Origin of the sequence: Marinospirillum alkalitolerans, from assembly GCF_045055655.1 — a bacterium.
Lineage (GTDB): Bacteria > Pseudomonadota > Gammaproteobacteria > Pseudomonadales > Halomonadaceae > Marinospirillum > Marinospirillum alkalitolerans.
Genome location: NZ_JBANFI010000007.1, coordinates 78,798 through 97,502 on the forward strand (window position 1 = coordinate 78,798; position 18,705 = coordinate 97,502).

General features: G+C 57.2%; 13 protein-coding genes. 9 read left to right on the forward strand and 4 right to left on the reverse strand.

Features of this window, described 5'->3' with window-relative positions:
* The first annotated feature begins 44 nt into the window (after nt 1–44).
* The 3 genes from V6U78_RS11340 (at nt 45) to V6U78_RS11350 (ending at nt 6,230) form a co-directional block, all read left to right on the forward strand.
* Nucleotides 45–1,736 carry an ABC transporter ATP-binding protein/permease gene (locus V6U78_RS11340; RefSeq protein WP_405340808.1) on the forward strand — a complete coding sequence of 564 codons (1,692 nt, stop codon included), beginning with the start codon at nt 45–47 and terminating at the stop codon, nt 1,734–1,736.
* Entirely contained in the window at nt 1,733–4,609 is a 2,877-nt protein-coding gene (locus V6U78_RS11345; RefSeq protein ID WP_405340811.1) for a M16 family metallopeptidase, read from the forward strand. The genes V6U78_RS11340 and V6U78_RS11345 overlap by 4 nt, the downstream gene beginning before the upstream one ends.
* Nucleotides 4,610–4,718: 109 nt before the next feature.
* Entirely contained in the window at nt 4,719–6,230 is a 1,512-nt protein-coding gene (locus tag V6U78_RS11350; RefSeq protein WP_405340814.1) for a coproporphyrinogen-III oxidase family protein, read from the forward strand.
* Here V6U78_RS11350 and V6U78_RS11355 read toward each other — a convergent pair.
* The 3 genes from V6U78_RS11355 to V6U78_RS11365 are packed head-to-tail and all read right to left on the reverse strand — an operon-like array spanning nt 6,227 to nt 10,265.
* A complete protein-coding gene (locus V6U78_RS11355) occupies nt 6,227–8,410 on the reverse strand; it encodes a GNAT family N-acetyltransferase (RefSeq protein ID WP_405340817.1) in 2,184 nt (727 codons plus the stop codon). The two genes, V6U78_RS11350 and V6U78_RS11355, sit on opposite strands and share 4 nt — an antisense overlap.
* Complete coding sequence (locus V6U78_RS11360) at nt 8,410–9,333, reverse strand: substrate-binding domain-containing protein (protein WP_405340820.1); 924 nt, start codon at nt 9,331–9,333, stop codon at nt 8,410–8,412. Before V6U78_RS11360 ends, V6U78_RS11355 begins: the two co-directional genes overlap by 1 nt.
* Complete coding sequence (locus tag V6U78_RS11365; protein ID WP_405340823.1) at nt 9,330–10,265, reverse strand: formate dehydrogenase accessory sulfurtransferase FdhD; 936 nt, start codon at nt 10,263–10,265, stop codon at nt 9,330–9,332. Before V6U78_RS11365 ends, V6U78_RS11360 begins: the two co-directional genes overlap by 4 nt.
* A 125-nt stretch (nt 10,266–10,390) precedes the next feature.
* On the opposite strand from V6U78_RS11365, the gene V6U78_RS11370 reads away from it, so the two are divergent.
* The 4 genes from V6U78_RS11370 (at nt 10,391) to V6U78_RS11385 (ending at nt 14,004) form a co-directional block, all read left to right on the forward strand.
* Nucleotides 10,391–10,855, forward strand: a complete 465-nt coding sequence (locus tag V6U78_RS11370; protein WP_405340826.1) for a DUF3305 domain-containing protein — start codon at nt 10,391–10,393, stop codon at nt 10,853–10,855.
* A complete protein-coding gene (locus V6U78_RS11375; protein WP_405340829.1) occupies nt 10,855–11,445 on the forward strand; it encodes a DUF3306 domain-containing protein in 591 nt (196 codons plus the stop codon). Before V6U78_RS11370 ends, V6U78_RS11375 begins: the two co-directional genes overlap by 1 nt.
* Before the next feature lie 70 nt (nt 11,446–11,515).
* Nucleotides 11,516–13,222: a 4Fe-4S binding protein gene (locus tag V6U78_RS11380; protein WP_405340832.1), complete on the forward strand. Its 1,707-nt coding sequence runs from the start codon at nt 11,516–11,518 to the stop codon at nt 13,220–13,222.
* 131 nt (nt 13,223–13,353) lie between these two features.
* Nucleotides 13,354–14,004: a TorD/DmsD family molecular chaperone gene (locus tag V6U78_RS11385; RefSeq protein WP_405340835.1), complete on the forward strand. Its 651-nt coding sequence runs from the start codon at nt 13,354–13,356 to the stop codon at nt 14,002–14,004.
* A gap of 11 nt (nt 14,005–14,015) precedes the next feature.
* Here V6U78_RS11385 and V6U78_RS11390 read toward each other — a convergent pair whose 3' ends face one another.
* Nucleotides 14,016–15,197, reverse strand: a complete 1,182-nt coding sequence (locus tag V6U78_RS11390) for an HD-GYP domain-containing protein (RefSeq protein ID WP_405340838.1) — start codon at nt 15,195–15,197, stop codon at nt 14,016–14,018.
* Between the two features lie 345 nt (nt 15,198–15,542).
* On the opposite strand from V6U78_RS11390, the gene V6U78_RS11395 reads away from it, so the two are divergent.
* Both V6U78_RS11395 and V6U78_RS11400 read left to right on the forward strand, forming a co-directional pair.
* The gene (locus tag V6U78_RS11395; RefSeq protein ID WP_405340841.1) at nt 15,543–15,791 is read left to right on the forward strand and encodes a twin-arginine translocation signal domain-containing protein; all 249 of its coding nucleotides are present in this window, start codon (nt 15,543–15,545) and stop codon (nt 15,789–15,791) included.
* A 53-nt stretch (nt 15,792–15,844) separates the two neighbouring features.
* Nucleotides 15,845–18,700: a molybdopterin-dependent oxidoreductase gene (locus tag V6U78_RS11400; protein WP_405340844.1), complete on the forward strand. Its 2,856-nt coding sequence runs from the start codon at nt 15,845–15,847 to the stop codon at nt 18,698–18,700.
* Nucleotides 18,701–18,705: the final 5 nt, after the last annotated feature.

Below are 18,705 nucleotides of genomic sequence, written 5' to 3' on the forward strand. Positions count from 1 at the left end.
TCTTCGGCCAGCCTTGTGCTGGCCTTGTCTCGCTGGTGATCTTCATGCAAGTGCTACAGGATTTTTGGCGCTTAACACGCGCCTATTGGCTGCGTCGTCAGGCCTGGCCTCAGCTGTTATTGCTTTTGGTGGTGCTGGGGATGAGCCTGTCTTCAGTCTGGTTCTCCGTCCAGATCAATCACTGGAATGGTGATTTTTTTAATGCACTCCAAGCCTTGGATGGCGAGGCCATCTACCCGTTGTTATTACAGTTTGTGGGTTTGGTGGCGGCCTTTGTGCTGGTGATGGTGTATGCCGACTATCTGAAAAAGAAGCTGATGCTAGAGTGGCGACAGTGGATGACGGATGACTATGCCACGCGCTGGTTATCGCCCACGCATCACCACTATCAGCTGCAGCTGACTCAGCAGGAGCCAGATAACCCTGACCAGCGTATTGCGGAGGATATTCGTATTCTGGTCGAAGACTCGCTCAATCTGCTGGTGTCTTTTTTGCGTTCAGTGCTGACGCTCTTCTCCTTTTTAGCCATCTTATGGCAGTTTTCGACGCCGGTGGATTTGAGCTGGATGGGGCTGAACTGGGTCCTGCCCGGCTATCTGGTGTGGGTCTGTCTGGCCTATACCCTGGTGGGAACCTGGATCACCCACCGTATTGGCCGTGAGCTCCAGCCTCTGAACTATCAGCAGCAGCGTTGTGAGGCCGATCTGCGACATCTGCTGATGCAGCAGCGTGAATACAGTGAAGCCATCGCTGGCCAGCAGGGTGAAAACTGCGAGCGGCAGCGCCTGCGCACGGGTTTTCAGCAGGTTGCAGGCAACTGGTATCGCCTGATGCGCCGTGAAAAAAACCTTTCCTTTTTTACCCAGAGCTATGCGCAGGTCACCTCCTTGGCCCCGATCTTTTTTGCACTCCCCGCTTTTCTGGCCGGAAGCCTGCTGCTGGGGGGCTTGATGCAGGTGCGTCTGGCCTTTGCTCAGGTGGCGGGAGCGCTGAGCTGGTTTATCTATGCCTATCGTGATCTGGCCAGCTGGAGTGCCACCGTGGCCCGTTTGACGCGTTTTCAGCAGCGGATGGCGAGCCTAGAGACCGAGGCCCAGTGGCAGCCAGCCACAGGGATGAGAATGCAGATCAGCGTCAAGCAGGCCGATCAGAGCCCGCTGCTGGAGATGCCGCCTTGTCGCCTAGAAGCAGGGGATTTTATGCTGATCGAAGGCGCCTCTGGCCTTGGCAAATCAAGCCTTTTGCGCACCTTGGCGGGTCACTGGGCTCACTTTAGCGGTGAGATCAAACGCGACCCGCATCTTCTGTGGGTACCGCAGGATCTCTATCTACCCAGAGTCTCACTGAAATCTCTCTTATGTTATCCACAGCCCGTCACCGCCCAGACCGATGCAGCTTGCCTTGAGGCTTTGGAGCAGGTTGGGCTGGCGTCGCTGGCGCAGGATCTGCATCAAGAGCAGGAGTGGCGCTTACGTCTTTCAGGTGGCGAGCAGCAAAGGGTGATGTGGGCGCGCGTGCTGCTCAATCGTCCAGCGATTGCCTTGATGGATGAAACCACCAGCGCCTTGGATACAGCCAGCGCGCTGGCATTGATCCACCAAGTGCGCCGTGCCTGCCCAGAGTTGATTCTGGTGCTGGTCAGTCATCAGGCCGCGCATGCGGAGGAAGTCACGCAGCGTTTATCTTTTCAAGCAGGCACACCGGCTCAGGGCGTGTTTAAGGAGCAAAAAGTATGAAGTGGAATCCGTCTTTTGATCACAAAAAGACCGCCAAGGGGATGGTTCACATCATCCTGCTGCTGCTCTTGTTGAGCCAGTTTATGGGATGTGTGGCCTCATCGTCGCATTCCACGCGCGTAGAAGAGGCCTTGCCTGATCATCCTGCCTTGGTCCGCCATACGCTGGCCTCAGGCACGGAGATGTGGATTTTGCCACGGGCTGGCGAGGCTGTTGAGTTGCGTCTGGTGGTGAATGCCGGTTCTGTCCATGAAGCACCAGATCAGCTGGGCATCGCGCATCTGGTGGAGCATATGGCCTTTCGTGGTACAGCGGCCTATCCAGCAGCGGAAGCGCAGGCCGAACTGGCCGCGCAGGGGCTGAATCTGGGCAGTCATGTGAATGCAGCGACCAGTTTTTTTAACACCACCTATCGTCTTTCGTTACCGAATGCCGAGGCATTGCCCGTTGCCTTGCATTTGATGGCCCAGTGGGCCAATGCCATCACTTTTGATGCCGAGGCGCTGGCGGGTGAGCAGTTGATCGTGCAAGAAGAGTGGCGACTGCGCCAAAGTGGTGGCACGCGCATCAACCAGCAGCTGGATGCTGTGCGCTACCAAGGCTCTTTGTTGGCCGAGCGTGAGCCAATAGGGGATCTGACGCAGGTGCTGGGTTTTGATCGTGATGCCCTGCTGGATTTTTATCAGCAGTGGTATCGTCCTGAACGTATGACTTTGATTTTGGTTGGGGCGGTGGATGTGCAGCAGGTGATCGCGCAGGCTGAAGCCGATTTTGCCGCCGAGCAGTTTACCCTCTCACCCGCCGGTGCGCCCTTATCGAATGTGGATCTAGCCGCCTTTCCTGCCGCCAGTGCCGCACCGCTTGTCGCGGCGGTACTTGATCCTGAACAGGGGCAGCGTTTCGTTCAGGTGATGCTCCAGCGCCCTCAGCCTGCGCCCTTAACTCAGGTGAATGGCCAGTTTCGTGATCTGATCGATCAGCTTTGGCTGGAGATCCTGACGCATCGTTTCAACCAGCGTGTTGAGCAGGGGGATCTGGCGCGCGGGCAAACTTCTCCTTTTGGGCAGCTGTTGACGCCTGATTTTCAGCATTATCTGCTGATTCTGCACCCGCAGCAGGGCAACTATGCTCAGGCCGTCGAGGTTGCCGCGCAAGAGCTGGCTCGTTTGATGCAGCATCCTGTGCTGGATGAAGAGTTGCATGCCGCCAAGCAGCGGCTGCTCCATCAGCGTGGCGATCAAGCCCGTTTTGCCGCCGCCGTGCCGCCTGCGCGCCTTGCTGATCGCTTGGCCAATGCAGCGGTGTATCAGCTCCCTGTGCTCAGTGAGGCGCAGGAGTTTGAGCTGACACAGCAGCTGTTATCAGGCATCAGTGCCGCGCACTTACAGGCCGCCTTGTTGGAGCTAGAGGCCCAGGCGCAAGTCAAGCTGGCTTTGATCGGCCCCAGCAGTGATGCTGAACCCATTGCCGCGACCGATTTTGCGGCGCTGTGGCAGCAGACCCTAGCTAGGCCTCAGTCGCCTTGGGTCATGCAGCAGGCTGCCGTAGCCTCTTTGCCGGCGTTAGTGCAAGCGCCGCTGGTGCAGCGTAGGCAGCTGCCTGCCTTGTCAACCGAGGGTGCGCGCACTGAACGCCTGACGCTGAGTAATGGGATGACGCTGCTCTGGCGTCAAGATCCAGCACTGGATGCCCAGTTGCATCTGGATGTGCGCTTCCCCGGCGGGCGCTCTTTGGAAGACGAGCACGGCCCAGCATGGGTTTTCTGGTCGATGATGCTGCCTGAGGCCTGTGGCTATGGTGATATCTCTGCCGCTGATGTGGCCCGTTTTGCACGCACCCATCAGCTTCAGGTGCGCCCCTATGTGGAGGAGTTGCATCATGGCTTTCGTGCGAGCGCCAGCCCCGCGCAACTGGAGCCTTTGCTGCAAGTCTTGCAGCTCAAAATGGCGGCGCCGCGCTATTGTGAAGCTGGCCTAGTACGCTGGCGTGAGCGGTTGCAACAGCAGCAGCAGCAGCAACATCAGCCTGTCGAGCAGTCTTTTGCTCAGCAGCTTCAGGCGCTGGCTTTTGAATCTGGACATTTGATGCAGCCAGCCGCCTTATTACAGCAGCTCGATGCCCTGCCGCTTGAACAGCTGGCCGAACAGCGCGAGCGTTTATTCGCGCAGGCTTCTGCTGGGCGGATTGGGCTGGCGAGCCGTCCACTGCCTGAGCAGCTGCAAGTGCGCCTACCCGCTTGGTTGGCTGCACTGCACACCAGTGATGCACCGGCGATCACTTGGCAGGATCGCGGTTTGCGTCCTGTTGCACAATCCATGCAAGCCAGTTGGCCGATCAACCTGAGCCCAAAAACGCAGGTTCAAATCCATTACAGTCAACCCACCCACTGGTCTGCTGAGCGGCAAATTGCGCTGGAGCTGTTAGAAACCTGGGTGCATCAGCGTCTGCAAGCCAGATTGCGCCAAGATCTTTCTGGGGTGTACAGCTTTGGTATGCATCACCTGTTGGCGCGTGATCCTGAGGCCTATTATCTGGGTCGTCTGAACTTCAGTAGCGCACCAGAGCGAGCTGAAGAACTGATTGAGGCCGCGCTGCAAGAAATCGCGCAGCTGCGTCAAACACCGCCGACAGCGGCAGAATGGCGACAGGCGCAGGAAACCTGGCGTCTTGGTCTGGCAGAGCGTGAGGCACAGGCAGCCTATTGGAGCGCCGCGCTGGCGCAAACCCAAACGCCAGCACAAGAAGAACAGCTGGCGCTGGCAGCAGGGCAAGCGGCTGCTCTTTCTGCTGAGAGGGCACACGCCTTGTTGGTTGAATGGCTGGCTGGGCCGGTGAAAATCTTCCAGCTCACGCCGCGCAGAGAAGAAGGGTAGAATAGCCTTTTGGGATCATCTTGCTGTGGTGGCCTTGCTGAGGCAGGTCGCCATAGACCCGCTGTCCAGCCAAGATGATCAACGCCAGAGGCAATAAGGAGAAGGGAGTATGCCCAAGACAAGGTGGACGTCAGCCGCCCCCGCTGATCAAACCGCGCCTGCCATGCAGCAGGTTTTTGAGGCGGGTGAGCGCCATCATCATATCGCCAATACGGCCTATCCGCTGGCACATCAGCAGACGTGGAAGCCTTATCGCGTGCGCCAGAATGAGCAGGCCGAGCGCCTGGTGAAAGCCTTTGACGGTCTGGATCAGCTGACGCTCTATTCTCATCTGCCTTTTTGTGAAACCCGCTGCTATTTCTGTGAATACACAGTGGTTGGGCGCGCCGAGCTAGCCCATACCTCGCTGTATATGCAGTATCTGGGGCAGGAGCTGGCCGCCTATCGTGCATTACTGGGGCCGCGTGAGTTGCTGGGATGGGATATCGGCGGGGGAACGCCTTCTTTTGTGGATGCGGCTTTGATTGATCAGCATATTGAGCAGGTGACCCGCCACTTTCACCTGGTTGACGGCGCGAAGGTCAGCATTGAAACCACGCCGAAGATCGCAGCAGCTGAACCAGAAAAAATAGCGGCCTATTTTGCAGCGGGTATTCGGCGTATCAGCATGGGGATTCAGGTCACGCAGCCGGATCTACTCAAGGTGCTGGGCCGTGAAGAGAATGGTATCGCGCAGATTGATCAGGCGGTGGCTCATATTCGTCGTGCCGGATTCACCGAGTTCAACATTGATTTGATGTATGGTTTTGCTGGCCAGTCACTGGCCTCGTGGGAGGCCACGCTGCGTTATGCGCTGGCGATGCAGCCTGAGTTCATCACCCTCTATCGAATGCGTTATAAGTTAACGCGTATTTCTAGCCAAGCGGATCAGGTCACCCCTGAGCAGGTGCGCTTGCAGTCTCAATTGGCGAAGACCCTGCTGAAAGAGGCCGGTTATTGGGCCAATCCGGGTAAGAACACCTTTAGTCGCCTGCCAGCCCAAACAGGCACCAGCAGTTATCTGACGCAGCGTGTCATTCACGGGCGCTCTTATCTGGGCTTGGGTCTGGGAGCGCAATCGATGACGGACACCAGCATTAGCTACAACGCTGGTGCGGTAGGCAAGAATCTGGCCCCCTATTTTAAGCGTCTGGATCAGCAGCAGTTACCCCTTCAGGATTTTTATGATCTGCCCGCGATTCAGATGATGGCCAAGATGGTGGCGGTCAGCTTCTACTTTGGTGAGGTGAATCTGGCTGCCTTCGAGCGCAAGTTTGGCCTGCCTTTAGAAGCCGCCTACCCAGAAGCAGTGGACTATGCGCTGCAACAGGGTTTGATGCACTACACGGATTCGCGCAATGGTCAGGAATGGCCGGATCAGCCGCGACGCAGCCTCTCCCTCACAGACAAGGGGGCGGCCCACTTTAATGGCAGCATTGCGCTTTTTTACGCCCCTTCGGTACAAAACTACCTGCTTGAGAAGAATGTAGCTGAGGATTTAGCCCGCCAAGAGCGCGCAGCGCAGCAGGTGTTTGAGCGTAACCAGCGCATTGCCTCTGTGCCCTTGTCGGCGACAGACTAATCTGACGCGCCACGCGCGAGAGTCAGGTGGGTGGCGGTGGCCGCATCGAAGCTGCGCAGACTAGCACGCAGTTTTTTCTCCTGAGCTTTGCGCCCCAAGCCTTGGAGTTCAGGCAGCTGATCCCAGCTGTGTCCCTGAATTAACCAGCGGATCCAGCTGTGCCATGCTGGGTCCTGAGCCACGGCATCGGATGCTTGAGCAAGACGGAAGCAGAGCCAGCGCCGCAGTGCCGTTAGGCTCATCATCAGTGGACGATGGCCTTGGGCGCAGGCATGGATTTCAGCCGCATCCGCCGCTTGCCAAACCCCTGCAGGGAGTTGACGCAGGATCAAGCGCAGGAGTTCGGCATCCAGGGCGGCATAATGCACGGGGCCATCATCACCAAGGCGCTCAGCAAAGCGCGCCGTACACTGCGCCAGACACTGCTGCCCAGCGGGGCTGAGTCCCAAGCCCATCTGTAGCGGAGGTTCACCACTGGCCAGATCCTGTGTCATCCCCAGACGCAATACCTGCCAGCCCAGTGCTTGCCAAAAGCGCGCCAGTCTTGCTGTGGCCCCAAAACTGCTGCCCAGCGCATCGATTCCCTCGGTGGCGGCTGCTTGGTGTTGAATCCAATCCATCAGCTGGCGACCCCACCTCTGCCCTTGATATGGCGGCTGAATCGCAAGGCGTTGAATACGCCACCAGCGCAGCTGTGCCGCCGCCGGCATGGCGGCATGAAAGGCCAGTGATTGCGCCAGCAGATGGCCTTGTGGGCGTCGCTGGCCAAGATAGATGGCATCAGCCAAGTCCGCTGGAAACCTACCCTCCTGTTGGATCATCGCCAGTCCAATCAGCGTGCCAGTGGGTTGATCACAAAGCAGCGCTAACTTCAGATCTGGGCCATCAAGTAGCTGGCGCAAATCCTCTGCGCGTGTGCGGTAGTGGGCCAGACGCAGCAGGCTAAACACCTGATGCAACAGTGCGGGTTGGGCGGCCAGCTCAGCTTGCGTGATCCAGGCGATCTGAGGCTGAATCTGCACAGGCATAGCCTGCAAGGGTGCAGGTTGGAGCAAAAGCAGACGCTCGATCAGCCCTTCTAGGGGGTCCGCCTCAGCCCAGCGCAGCGGTTGATGGAGTTCAAGCCAGAGTGCTTGTGGTTGGATGGCCAGCAGTGCCGCCCGAAAGCGCAGGTCAAAACCTCGCCCGCTGCCTTCATAGCCTTGTAAGGTGGTGGCATAGAGACTGGCCGGATAGCGGCTGATCAGTTGGTTGAGCTGGGCGATCGGCAGTGCGGCGGCTTCATCCAGCAGCAACCAGTCGCCTGCTTGGTGTTCGGCCAGCAGCGCATCAGGAGCAACAAAGCGCACGGTGGCGCTGGCGGGTCGATGTTGATCTAGCCAGTGGAGCAGTTCGCTCGCCGCTGCAGCAGAAGGCGCACTGACTAAAAGATGCCCCTCAGGCCGCTGCGCGAATAATCCCAGCGCTACCAAGCCCAATGCGGCGCTCTTGCCTCGGCCACGCGCTGCGGTCAGCACCGCGGCCTGGCCTTGCTCTAGCTGTGCCAACAGCTGTTGGACCACCTGAGCCTGCTCATCGGTGAAACTGGTCTGGCGCTCACTGGGTGGGGGCTGCCAGAGGGTCTCGCTGAGGTCGATTGGGCTGGCACTCAGACGGGTTGGGCGCGGCTGGCCTTGCTGCCAATGAATCAGCTCTTGGCGTGCGGCGGCTTGTTGCAACTGCTGTTCGCAGTGGGCGATAAAAAAATGGCTGAGCTGCTCGGGTTGATAGGGCCAGGCCGCAAGGCGTCGATAATCGCCATCGACCTGCTGTGCCCAGTCTTTCGGTGTTAGCAGCAGCAGCCAGCCGCCTGCCTTGAGTGTGCCGGCCATCACGCCCAGCGCATCGGGCATCAGCCCAGCATGGGTGTCGATCACCAGCCAATCGAGTTCTTGTCCTAAAAACTGACGCGCTTGTTTGGCGGGGACCCAGGCCAGTGATTGATCTTCACGCAGGCTGGGGCGATGGGGTGGCTCCGCGCTAAAAAGCCACGCACCCTGCTGCCAGTGGTGTTGGCTGGAGAGCCGACGCGCCTGCTCCTGTGTCCAGTCTGCTGAGCCTTCAAGCCACAAGATCTGGCGCTGCCCAGAGGGAGAGTGAAGGACATGGCTCGGTGGAGAAGAAGAGGGCCGACTAGGCATCAACTGGATTCTCTTTGTTCGCCATTCCAAGTGAGGCGGCCGCTGAGCGAGACATCATAACCCTGTAGGTGCTGTGCCGCACGCCGCCCTTCAGCGCTGTTCAGCCAATCAAACACCTGCTGAATCAAGGTGCGGAAAAACACCTGTCGTGGCAGTACCAGATCAAAGGATTCTTGATAGATCGGCACAAAATGCAAGCCAGCTTCCACGGCCACGGCCTCTGCTCCTGGCCCCAGATCAGCCTGTCCGCGTGTGATGGCGGCCGCGACTTCTTGCTCGGTTAGGGCAATGCAGCTGGCCTTGAGGCGCTGGATATCCAAATGCTGCTCTTGGAGCCAGTCCTTTAAAAAGCGCTGGGCACCGGCCCCCTCTTGGCGCACCACCCAGTTCAGGCGATACAGGGCCTCACCTTGGCGTCCGGCCTCTTGCAGCTGCTGAGCCAGCTGGGCATCGCGCATCATCAATCCTTGTTGGCGCTGATAAAGATGGACCAGAACCCAGTGACGTGCTCCGGCGTATTGGCGGATCAAACCAGGATGACGCAGATGGCTTTCTTCGGCGCGGCCCCAGTGTACGGCGCAGGCATCGATCAGCCCTTGAGACAGTAGCGACAGGCCTGCCTGGGTGCCCGTGGGCATATAGCTATAGAGTGCTTGATACTGCTGCGCCTTCATCAAGCGCAAGAGTGCAAAGCGCAGCAACGGATCATCACTGCCTGCCAGCAACAGCCGATCTGTCAGCAGGCCGTGATGGCTAGATTCGAGCAGCCATTGATCCACCAAGCTGCGTGGAAAGAGCCACTTGCCTGTGACCTTGGTGGCAGGTAGGTGCCCATCACTGGCCAGCTGATAGACCTTCTTTTCATTCAGATGCAGATACTGGGCGACCTCTTTCACCGTCATATAGGGTGAGCTGTGGGTCATGATGCTTCTCCAGTCTGTGCGGGTGCGCGGCGCTGAGGGCTAGGGCGTGGCGCAGGTTTGGCATCCAAAATTAAACGTTCAGCACCATGAAAAACCTGAAAGTGCGTGCCGCGTGCGCGGGCGATCAGCAGGATACCCAGCCGCTGCGCCAGCTCCAGTCCCATCACGGTGGCCCCTGAGCGGGAGAGCAGCACGCTGATACCCATCTGGGCGGCTTTGATCACCATCTCTGAAGTGAGGCGGCCAGTGGTGTAAAAAATCAGTTCTGAGGCGGGCAGGTCTTCAAGCCAAAGCTGCCCAGCCAGACTATCAACGGCATTATGGCGGCCTATATCCTCACAAAAAGCCAGCAGCTGCCCTTGGCGATCACACAAGGCGCAGGCATGCACACCGCCAGCTTCACGATAGGTGGTGTTGGCCTGTTGCAGACCATCGAGCAGTTGATAGAGATCACTTTGGCGCACTGACCATTGGCTCAGGGCCAGCTGATCCAAGCGGTCCATCTGCTGCCCAAACACTGTCCCCTGCCCGCAGCCAGTGGTGACCGTGCGCTGTGCGAGGCGGGCTTCCAGATCCTCCGGCAGGGCTTGGAGCACAACAGCTGCTGCGCCCACCTCCCAATCGACCTGAATCGAGATCACCTGCGCCAGCTCAGTCACAAAGCCCTGATTGCGCAGATAGCCTAGCACCAAGGCTTCAGGCTGCTCACCGAGCGTCATCAGTGTCACGATTTCTCGTTTATTGAGATAAAGGGTTAAGGGGCGCTCGCAGGCCAGAGGCAAGGTGCTGGTCTCGCCATACTCATTCATCACCAGCTGATTCTGCATTAAAGGTGCGGTGGCATGGCTGAGTCGTGGATAGGTCATCAGAGGGCCTCGCTGATAGAGTGGATAAACCTGAGTTGATCGACCCAGCTGCGCCAAGATGTCCATACTGAGGCCGTATTTGCTGAAGGATCATTGATTCAGGCTGATAAAACGCGATTATAGGTTTTTTTTGTTCCTTTTGCCTTGGTATATAAGTTGCTTGAAAGATCATCAAGATAAAAGGAGCACCTATGTCTGTGATTTCTGCCCCGAATTTTTCTCCACCGACCTTGAATCATTGGCCTTTATGGATCGAGCTGGCCCCAACGCAGCGTGTGTCACGCGGTTGGACGAGCACCAGCTGGTCTGTTGTCGAGCTCAGTGCCCAGCCGCGCTCAGGCGAGGGTATTTTTCAACTCGATCTGGTGCTCTATCGTGGTGAGCGTCTGGCCTATCGTTTTAACCTGGCCTCTCAGGCCCCCAAGCTGTTTGTGGTGTGTGAAGCGCTAGAGCCTGAGCTGTGGCAGCCCAGATTGATCACGGCCAGTCAGGATGAAGTAGCAGACTATATGGATGCCGGTCAGCCAGTGCTGGATTTACCCATGCCACGGGTGATCCATCAATGGATCGATGCTTTTATCGCCCATCATGGCGAGCCAGAAATGGGCCGCAAACGCCGTGGGCAAGGCCCCGCTGCTCAGTGTGGAGAGAGCTGATGTCCAAGGCTGAGGCAACAACAGGTTTTTTAGGGCGCTGGTCGGCACGAAAGCGGCAGCAGGAGATCGCGCCTGAGCAGGTCGACACGCCACCAGCCCCAGCTGCGCTGCCTGAAGCATCTGCTGATCCAGAAAGCGCGCCACCTATTACGCTGACCGATGCCGATATGCCGGCCTTAGAGAGCTTGCATGCGGGCAGCGATGTTTCGATGTTCTTTGCTCAGGGCGTCAGTCAGGCTTTACGCCAGCAGGCGTTGCGGCGTCTTTTTCATCAACCAGAATTTAATGTGCGCTGCCCGCTCGATGAATACGCCGAGGATTACAGTCAGCCGGAGAAGCTGCTGGCTACGCAGGCGCGTGAATTGAAAAGCTGGGCCCAGCAGCGGGCGCAGGCTTGGCGCGATGAGTGGCAACAGGCCGCAGCTGAGGCAGAGCAGCCCGATGCTGCTGCGCCTCGCCCTGAAACTGTTGCAGGCCATGAAGCGGTTGAGGCTGTGACAGCGCCTGAGATGACGGAAACGCCTGAGATGGCTGGGACTCGATCTGAGCTAGTTGAAGAGAGCGTTCAGGATCGCCGATCACCCTCCTGATCAACAGCTTGATGTTTCAAAAGGGCAGGCTGGATCTGCCCACTAAAAAAATACATAAAAGAGTCGCTTGATGATGAACACTTCTTTAAATCTTTTGGCGCGTGAGCGCGCTTTGGCGAGCCTGCCGCCCCAGTTGGTGCAGCAGATTGAGCCTGTTACCTTTCGTAGTCGCGGTCACCTGTTGATTATTGGGCCAGAGGATTTGGGGCGCTTGGCCGCCGATCGCCTGCCGATGATGTCCAGTATCACCTTGCTCGCCAATGGTCAGATCAGCTCGCAGGATGATCTGCATCTGGAGCAGGCTTTTAATGCTGGTCAGCAGGCCAAGCTGCTCTATACCCCCTTGGTCAGCCTCAAGGGCTGGATGGGACAGTTTGAATTACAGGTGATGACCGAAGATCAGCAGCCGCTCAATCCAGCGCAGGCTTTAATCGGTCAGCCTTATTTTGATCTGGTGCTGGATCTGAGTGCCCAGCCTGTTTTGGCTGTTGAGCTGCCCCCAGCCGGTTATTTTGCACGCGCGCTTGAGGCGCAGGCACCGATTCAAGCACTGCTGGATCAAACTCTGATTGAAGAGCTGCAGAGCCTGCAAGGTGAGTTTGATAAGCCGCGCTATATTCAAGTCAATCATGATCTTTGCGCGCATGGTGATCGCGGGCAGGTCGGATGCCAACGCTGTTTAGATGTCTGCCCAGCGGATGCGCTGAGTAGTCAGGCGATGCCGCCTTATCATGATCTGACCATTCAGGTTGAACAGTCCCTTTGTCATGGTGCGGGCAGTTGTGCGACCGCCTGTCCCACTGGCGCACTCAGCTGGGTGCAGCCTCAACCTGCGACCCAATTAGCCCGCTTACGCCAGCTGCTGACCATCTATCGCGAAGAAGGCGGCGAGCAGGCCGTGGTTTACTTCTATGCCGAGGACACCCCCCCTGATTTAGCGCAGCTGCCTGCGGAGGTGATTCCCTGTGCGTTGGAAGAAGCCGCCAGTGTCGGCATGGACATGTGGATGGCGCTGCTAACTTCTGGTGCGCGTGCTGTGGCGATTCAGCTGACCCCTGACACCCCGCCGACGCTGCGAGCCTTGATCGAGCGAGAAGTGCGCTTGGCTGGCCTGCTGCTCGAGGCACTGGGGCATCCGGCCCAAAGAATAAGCTGGATCGAACAGCAGGGCGAGGCACCCCATGCCGCAGATTGGGCACGCCTGCCGCCAGAGCAAGCCACTTGGGAGATCAGCGACCCCTACCCCTGGGAGGGCAAGCGCGCCACCTTGAATGCCGCACTGGAAAGACTCTATGAGCAAGCTGAGGCGGCACAGCCTGTGGTGGCCCTGCCCTCAGGTGCGCCCTTTGGGCAGGTCAAACTGGCCGAGGCAGATTGCACCCTCTGTATGAGCTGTGTGTCGATTTGTCCGACTCAGGCCCTGCTGGGTGGGCAGACAACCCCCGAGCTGCACTTTAACGAGGGCAGCTGTGTGCAGTGTGGTCTGTGTGTGGCGGCCTGTCCTGAAAAGGCGCTGACGCTTGAGGCGCGTTTTGTGGTGGCGCCGGGTGAGCGCTTAGAAGCCCGTCTGCTGAAAAGCGAGCCGCCTTTTCACTGTATTCGTTGTGCCAAGCCTTTTGCGACGCAAAGCGCGATACACAACATCATGAAAAAGCTGGAAGCCCACCCCTATTTCCAAGGTGAGGCCGCACAGCGTTTGCAGATGTGTGAAGACTGCCGTGTGCGCGATAGTTACTTGGAGCTGGCGCGCGATCCAGAAGCACAACTGCGGCTCTAGCTTGGCGTGGTGATCAGGGATGCACCTTGCATCCCGACAGGTGATCTTTTTATGTAACAGAGGCAGGTCAGATGCCTTGCCTCTCATACAGCAGGCCAGCCGATGATGACGGGTCTGCGTTGGAGAAAATAGTGACTCTTGATGCCCTTATCCCCACTGAGCTGCAAGAAGAACAAGCCTTGCGCGCGGATATCTATGCGCTACTGGCGGCCTTGTTTCGCCAGCCACCTAGCGCTGAGCTCTTGTCTTGGTTAAGCGAATTAGAGCTAGAGCCGAGCGGTCAGCCTGCTCTGGATCAAGGTTGGCAATTTGTACGCTTGGCGGCCCGTCAGACGCAGGTTGCCAAGGTTGAGCAGGAATATGTGAATGTCTTTATTGGGATCGGACAGGGCGAAGTGACACCCTATGCTTCTTGGTATTTGACTGGCTCGTTAATGGAGGCACCTTTGATCGAACTGCGTCGTGATCTGCGCCTGTTGGGTTTTGAGCGTGATGCCACTTATAAAGAGCCGGAAGATCATATCGCGGCCTTGTTAGAGTTGATGAGCTATCTGCTGCTGCAAGGCACCAGTCGTCAGCGTCAGGCCACCTTCTTTTATCGCCACCTCGCGAGCTGGATGCTGCCCTTCTGCGCCGATGTGCAAAAAGCGCCGAGTGCGGTGTTTTATCAGGCAGTCGGCAGCTTGGCGCAGGCTTTTTTAGCCCAAGAGCAGGCTCTGCTTCCTCAGCCAGAAGAGCAGGCGCAAGCCGTGCAGCTTTTTGTGCCGCCGCAGACTTCCTAGCCGAGGCTGGCTTACATTCGCTGGCTGGGGTGGGTGTTCCAGAACAGAAAGGGCTGGCGCTTGTGCAGTATCTCTTGCCCCAGCACCTTGATGATTCGATATTGGAAATCGCTGGTATCGCGCCTTAAAGGCTGTAGATAAAACTCGCCACTGGCCGCTTTGATCGCCGCACAGATGGGTTGATTCAGGCTCGCGCCCGGCTCGACCACCACTGCCGTATCGCCATTGTCCAAGGCCACGACACTGCCGGGTGGAAAGACGCCCAGAGAGCGTAAAAAGGCCTTGCCCAAGCGCGCATCCAATTGTTGATTCTCTCCCCCGAGTAGTTCACGCATGGCCTGACGTGGTGATAAAGGCGTGCGGTATTGGCGCGGACTGGTCATCGCCATATAGGTGTCGGCCAGACCAATTAAGCGTGCTCCCAAGCCGATGGCCTTGCCTTGCAGGCCCTGCGGATAGCCGCTGCCATCCAGACGTTCATGATGTTGCCGCACGGCCTCCAGCCAGAGTTCATCCTCGACGCCAAGCAGCTCTAAAAGCTGCGCGGTTTTCTGGGGATGGCTCTGCATACGTCGGCGCTGTACCTCGGATAAGGGGCGCGGCAGTTGATGCAGCTCATCCTGCATCTTGGTCAAACTCAGATTGGCCGTGAGCGCGGCACACAGGGTGGCTTGTAACTGAGGGGCGGGCAGGCGGAGCTGCTGCTGGGCCACAACGGCAATCAAAACAGCGCTGCGCAGGGCCTGCCCTAGACTCATTGAAGGTTCGTGATGCGGCCAGTGTGCGGCACCCAATAAGGCTGCAGGTTTGCGCAAGGCCAGCAGCGGCAGGCGTATGGCAATATTGCGGATCTCAAAACTCAGGCCCTGAGGTCTTTTTTGCTCCATCAGATCTTGATGGATGCCATACAGGGCTTGATAAAAGCTATCCAGTTCCAAAAAAGGGTTCACATCCTTGGTATAGCGAATGCCGTGTACCTCGGTGGCATCCTGCCGCTGAATCACCTTTTCATCTGGATCGAGATAACCCTGCATTTCGAGCGAGGCCACCTGAAAGTCGTTTTCAATCGGCATGCCGCGCGAGAGCAGCAGAACGCCACGGCGCGTATAGACGTGAAAGGGGGCCTTGTCCCCGACAATTAGCTGATCCTTCTTTAATTTGATATATCTGGCGCGCGCTCGACTGCTCGACATCAACAGGTTTCCTAGCATAAGGCGGAAGCGGGATTCTGCGTGATTATAGAGGATCAAGCCTCGGTGTGGGCAACTCGGGTGGCGGATCAAGGGTGCACTGGAGTAAGACAGGGGCGGCGAGATGTCGCACCAAGTCGCAAACACCTGTTTGAATAAGGACATTATGACCCACTCTTTTGCCCTGAGAGAGATCAGCCTAGTTATTTTAGGGTTTTTGGTGGCTTGCCTTGGCTTTTTTTCTGGTCTCTCAATTGCTTAAAAAGAATGACATCTTTATGAACATATCTTTAATGACACGACAGAGCACCGCTGAACGTGCTGCTGTCACTAAGGGGGCAAATCAAGATGCAACACAATAATAAGCCGAGCGCCACCGCGATGGAGAGCGCAGCCGCAAACCCGCTTGTTGAACCAACTCAGCGTCGTCAATTCCTGAAGGGATTAGTCGGTGCTTCTGCTGTGGCCGGTTTGGCCGCTGTCTCTGCAACTGCGGTGGCCCAGCCCATTCAGCAACCTGACGCAGCATCAGCGACAGCAGAGAAGGGTGATCTCAATAGCGCCCATATTCGTGCCTACTATGCCAGCTGCCGCTAGCCCTGACGCTTGTCAGTGATCGCGCTTAAAAAAATAAGTTGAGGAGAAGCTCCATGCGTTTAACCAAAAAAGCGCCTGCCGTTGAGCACAAGCCGCAGGGCTTGGGTGTCAGTCGTCGCGGTTTCTTAAAAGGAACAGGTGTTGCAGCGGGTGGTCTGGCCGCAACAGGTTTACTCGGCCAGCAGATGATTCGCCCTGCCGAAGCCGCGCGCACCACCTATTCGACCGCGCCAGTCGAAGTCAAAAGAACCATTTGTACCCACTGCTCGGTAGGCTGTGGTGTCTATGCAGAGGTGCAAGAAGGCGTCTGGACAGGTCAGGAACCGGCTTTTGATCACCCGATTAACCGTGGTGCCCACTGTGCCAAGGGTGCGGCCCTGCGTTATCACGGCCACTCTACGCGCCGCCTGAAGTACCCGATGAAACTGGTGAATGGCCAGTGGCAGCGTCTTTCCTGGGAGCAGGCGATTAGTGAGATCAGTGGTCAACTGCTGAGTATTCGTGAGCAATCTGGTCCTGATTCCGTCTTCTGGTTGGGTTCGGCCAAGTTTAATAATGAGCAGGCTTATCTGTTCCGCAAAATGGTGTCTCTGTGGGGCACCAACAACGTCGAGCATCAGGCGCGAATTTGTCACTCCACCACGGTGGCCGGTGTGGCGAACACCTGGGGCTATGGTGCGATGACCAACAGCTATAACGACATGCAAAACAGCAAGTCGATTCTGTTTATCGGTTCCAATGCCGCTGAAGCCCACCCTGTTTCGATGCAGCACACGCTGATCGCTAAAGAGCGCAATAACGCCAAGGTGATCGTGGTGGACCCACGTTATACGCGTACGGCTGCCAAATCAGATGAGTATGTGCGTATTCGTCCTGGCTCCGATGTGGCCTTTATCTGGGGTCTGCTGTGGCACATCTTTGGTAATGGCTGGGAAGATCGTCAGTTTATTAGCCAGCGTGTCTACGGTATGGATGAAATCCGTGAAGAAGTGCGTCGCTTCCCACCGGCTGAAGTCGAGCGTATCACTGGCGTTGGTGAGCAGCAGATGTATAAAGTGGCGCGGATGCTGGCTGAGAATACGCCTGGCTGTATCGTGTGGTGTATGGGTGGAACCCAGCATACAACGGGCAACAACAACACTCGGGCTTACTGCATTCTTGAGCTGGCTTTAGGGAATGTGGGTAAATCTGGTGCGGGTGCCAATATTTACCGTGGTCACGATAACGTCCAGGGCGCGACGGACTTTGGTGTACTGTCTGACTCTCTGCCTGGCTACTATGGTCTGGCCGAAGGAGCGTGGCGTCACTGGGCACGCGTGTGGGATGTGGATTACGAGTGGATCAAAAATCGCTTTGATCAGAGCACCTACCGTGGTCGTCAGCCAATGAACACCAACGGCATTACCGTCTCGCGCTGGATCGATGGTGTGCTCGAAGATCCTGCCAATATTGATCAGCGCGACAATATCCGCGCCATGTTCTATTGGGGGCATGCGGTGAACTCGCAAACACGCGGCCCAGAAATGCGTGAAGCGATGAAAAAGCTCGACATGATGGTGATCGTCGATCCCTATCCAACTGTGGCTGCGGTGATGAACGATCGCACTGATGGCGTCTATCTGCTGCCAGCCTGTACGCAGTTTGAGACCTATGGTTCGGTCACGGCGTCCAACCGTTCGATCCAGTGGCGCGATAAGGTCATCGATCCGCATTTTGAATCCAAAACTGACCACGAAATCATGTACCGTTTCGCGCGGGAGCTGGGCTTGGATGAGCCTTTGTTCAAGCATATTCGGGTTGAAAACAACGAGCCGAATCTTGAAGACGTGGTGCGTGAATACAACCGTGGCATGTGGACAATTGGCTATACCGGCCAGAGCCCAGAGCGCCTCAAGTATCACCAGCAGAACTGGCATGCTTTTGATTTCACCAGTCTGCGCGCTGTGGGTACGGATGCGCATAACGAGTTCTACGGCTTGCCTTGGCCTTGCTGGGGCACACCCGAGATGAAGCACCCTGGTACCCATATCCTCTATGACACGAGCTTGCCGGTTGCCGATGGCGGTCTGGGCTTCCGTGCCAACTTTGGTGTAGAGCGTAATGGCGAGACCTTACTGGCAGAAGGCTCAGCCCCTGTAGGGAATGAAATCGGTGACGGCCATCCAGAGTTCAGCGCCAATCTGCTCAAGCAGCTGGGCTGGTGGAATGATTTAACACCAGAAGAGCAGCAGGCCGCAGAAGGCAAGGATTGGAAAACCGATCTATCCGGTGGTATCCAGCGTGTTGCGATTGCGCATGGCTGCGCGCCGTTCGGGAATGGTAAAGCGCGTACTGTCGTCTGGACCTTCCCTGATGCGATTCCGCAGCACCGTGAGCCGCTTTACACCACGCGTCGTGATCTGGTTGCCGATTACCCCACCTGGGATGATTTCCAGTCGATCTCGCGTCTGCCGACCCTCTATCGCAGTATTCAGGAGCGGGATACTTCAGCTGAGTTCCCCATCATCTTGACTTCGGGTCGTTTGGTTGAATATGAAGGGGGCGGTGATGAAACTCGCTCTAACCCTTGGTTGGCTGAACTGCAGCAGGACATGTTCGTTGAGATCAACCCCTTCAATGCGAATACCCTGCGCATTCGCAATGGTCAGGATGTGTGGGTCTATGGCCCTGAAGGCGGTCGTGTCAAGGTGAAGGCCATGGTCACTAATCGGGTCGATCGTAATGTGGCCTTTATGCCCTTCCACTTTGGTGGTGTCTTCCAAGGTGAGGATCTGCGTCATCGCTACCCACAAGGCAGTGATCCCTATGTCTTGGGTGAGTCGGTCAACATCGTCACCACCTATGGTTATGATCCAGTGACCCTGATGCAAGAAACCAAATGTACTGTCTGCCGTATCGAAGCAGCCTAATCACT

What these genes read in the sequence shown, in the direction of transcription:
- V6U78_RS11340 (WP_405340808.1), top strand. Translation starts at nt 45, where the DNA reads ATGCAAGTGCTACAGGATTTTTGGCGCTTAACACGCGCCTATTGGCTG.
- V6U78_RS11345 (WP_405340811.1), top strand. Translation starts at nt 1,733, where the DNA reads ATGAAGTGGAATCCGTCTTTTGATCACAAAAAGACCGCCAAGGGGATG.
- V6U78_RS11350 (WP_405340814.1), top strand. Translation starts at nt 4,719, where the DNA reads ATGCCCAAGACAAGGTGGACGTCAGCCGCCCCCGCTGATCAAACCGCG.
- V6U78_RS11355 (WP_405340817.1), bottom strand. Translation starts at nt 8,410, where the DNA reads ATGCCTAGTCGGCCCTCTTCTTCTCCACCGAGCCATGTCCTTCACTCT.
- V6U78_RS11360 (WP_405340820.1), bottom strand. Translation starts at nt 9,333, where the DNA reads ATGACCCACAGCTCACCCTATATGACGGTGAAAGAGGTCGCCCAGTAT.
- V6U78_RS11365 (WP_405340823.1), bottom strand. Translation starts at nt 10,265, where the DNA reads ATGGACATCTTGGCGCAGCTGGGTCGATCAACTCAGGTTTATCCACTC.
- V6U78_RS11370 (WP_405340826.1), top strand. Translation starts at nt 10,391, where the DNA reads ATGTCTGTGATTTCTGCCCCGAATTTTTCTCCACCGACCTTGAATCAT.
- V6U78_RS11375 (WP_405340829.1), top strand. Translation starts at nt 10,855, where the DNA reads ATGTCCAAGGCTGAGGCAACAACAGGTTTTTTAGGGCGCTGGTCGGCA.
- V6U78_RS11380 (WP_405340832.1), top strand. Translation starts at nt 11,516, where the DNA reads ATGATGAACACTTCTTTAAATCTTTTGGCGCGTGAGCGCGCTTTGGCG.
- V6U78_RS11390 (WP_405340838.1), bottom strand. Translation starts at nt 15,197, where the DNA reads ATGTCGAGCAGTCGAGCGCGCGCCAGATATATCAAATTAAAGAAGGAT.
- V6U78_RS11395 (WP_405340841.1), top strand. Translation starts at nt 15,543, where the DNA reads ATGCAACACAATAATAAGCCGAGCGCCACCGCGATGGAGAGCGCAGCC.
- V6U78_RS11400 (WP_405340844.1), top strand. Translation starts at nt 15,845, where the DNA reads ATGCGTTTAACCAAAAAAGCGCCTGCCGTTGAGCACAAGCCGCAGGGC.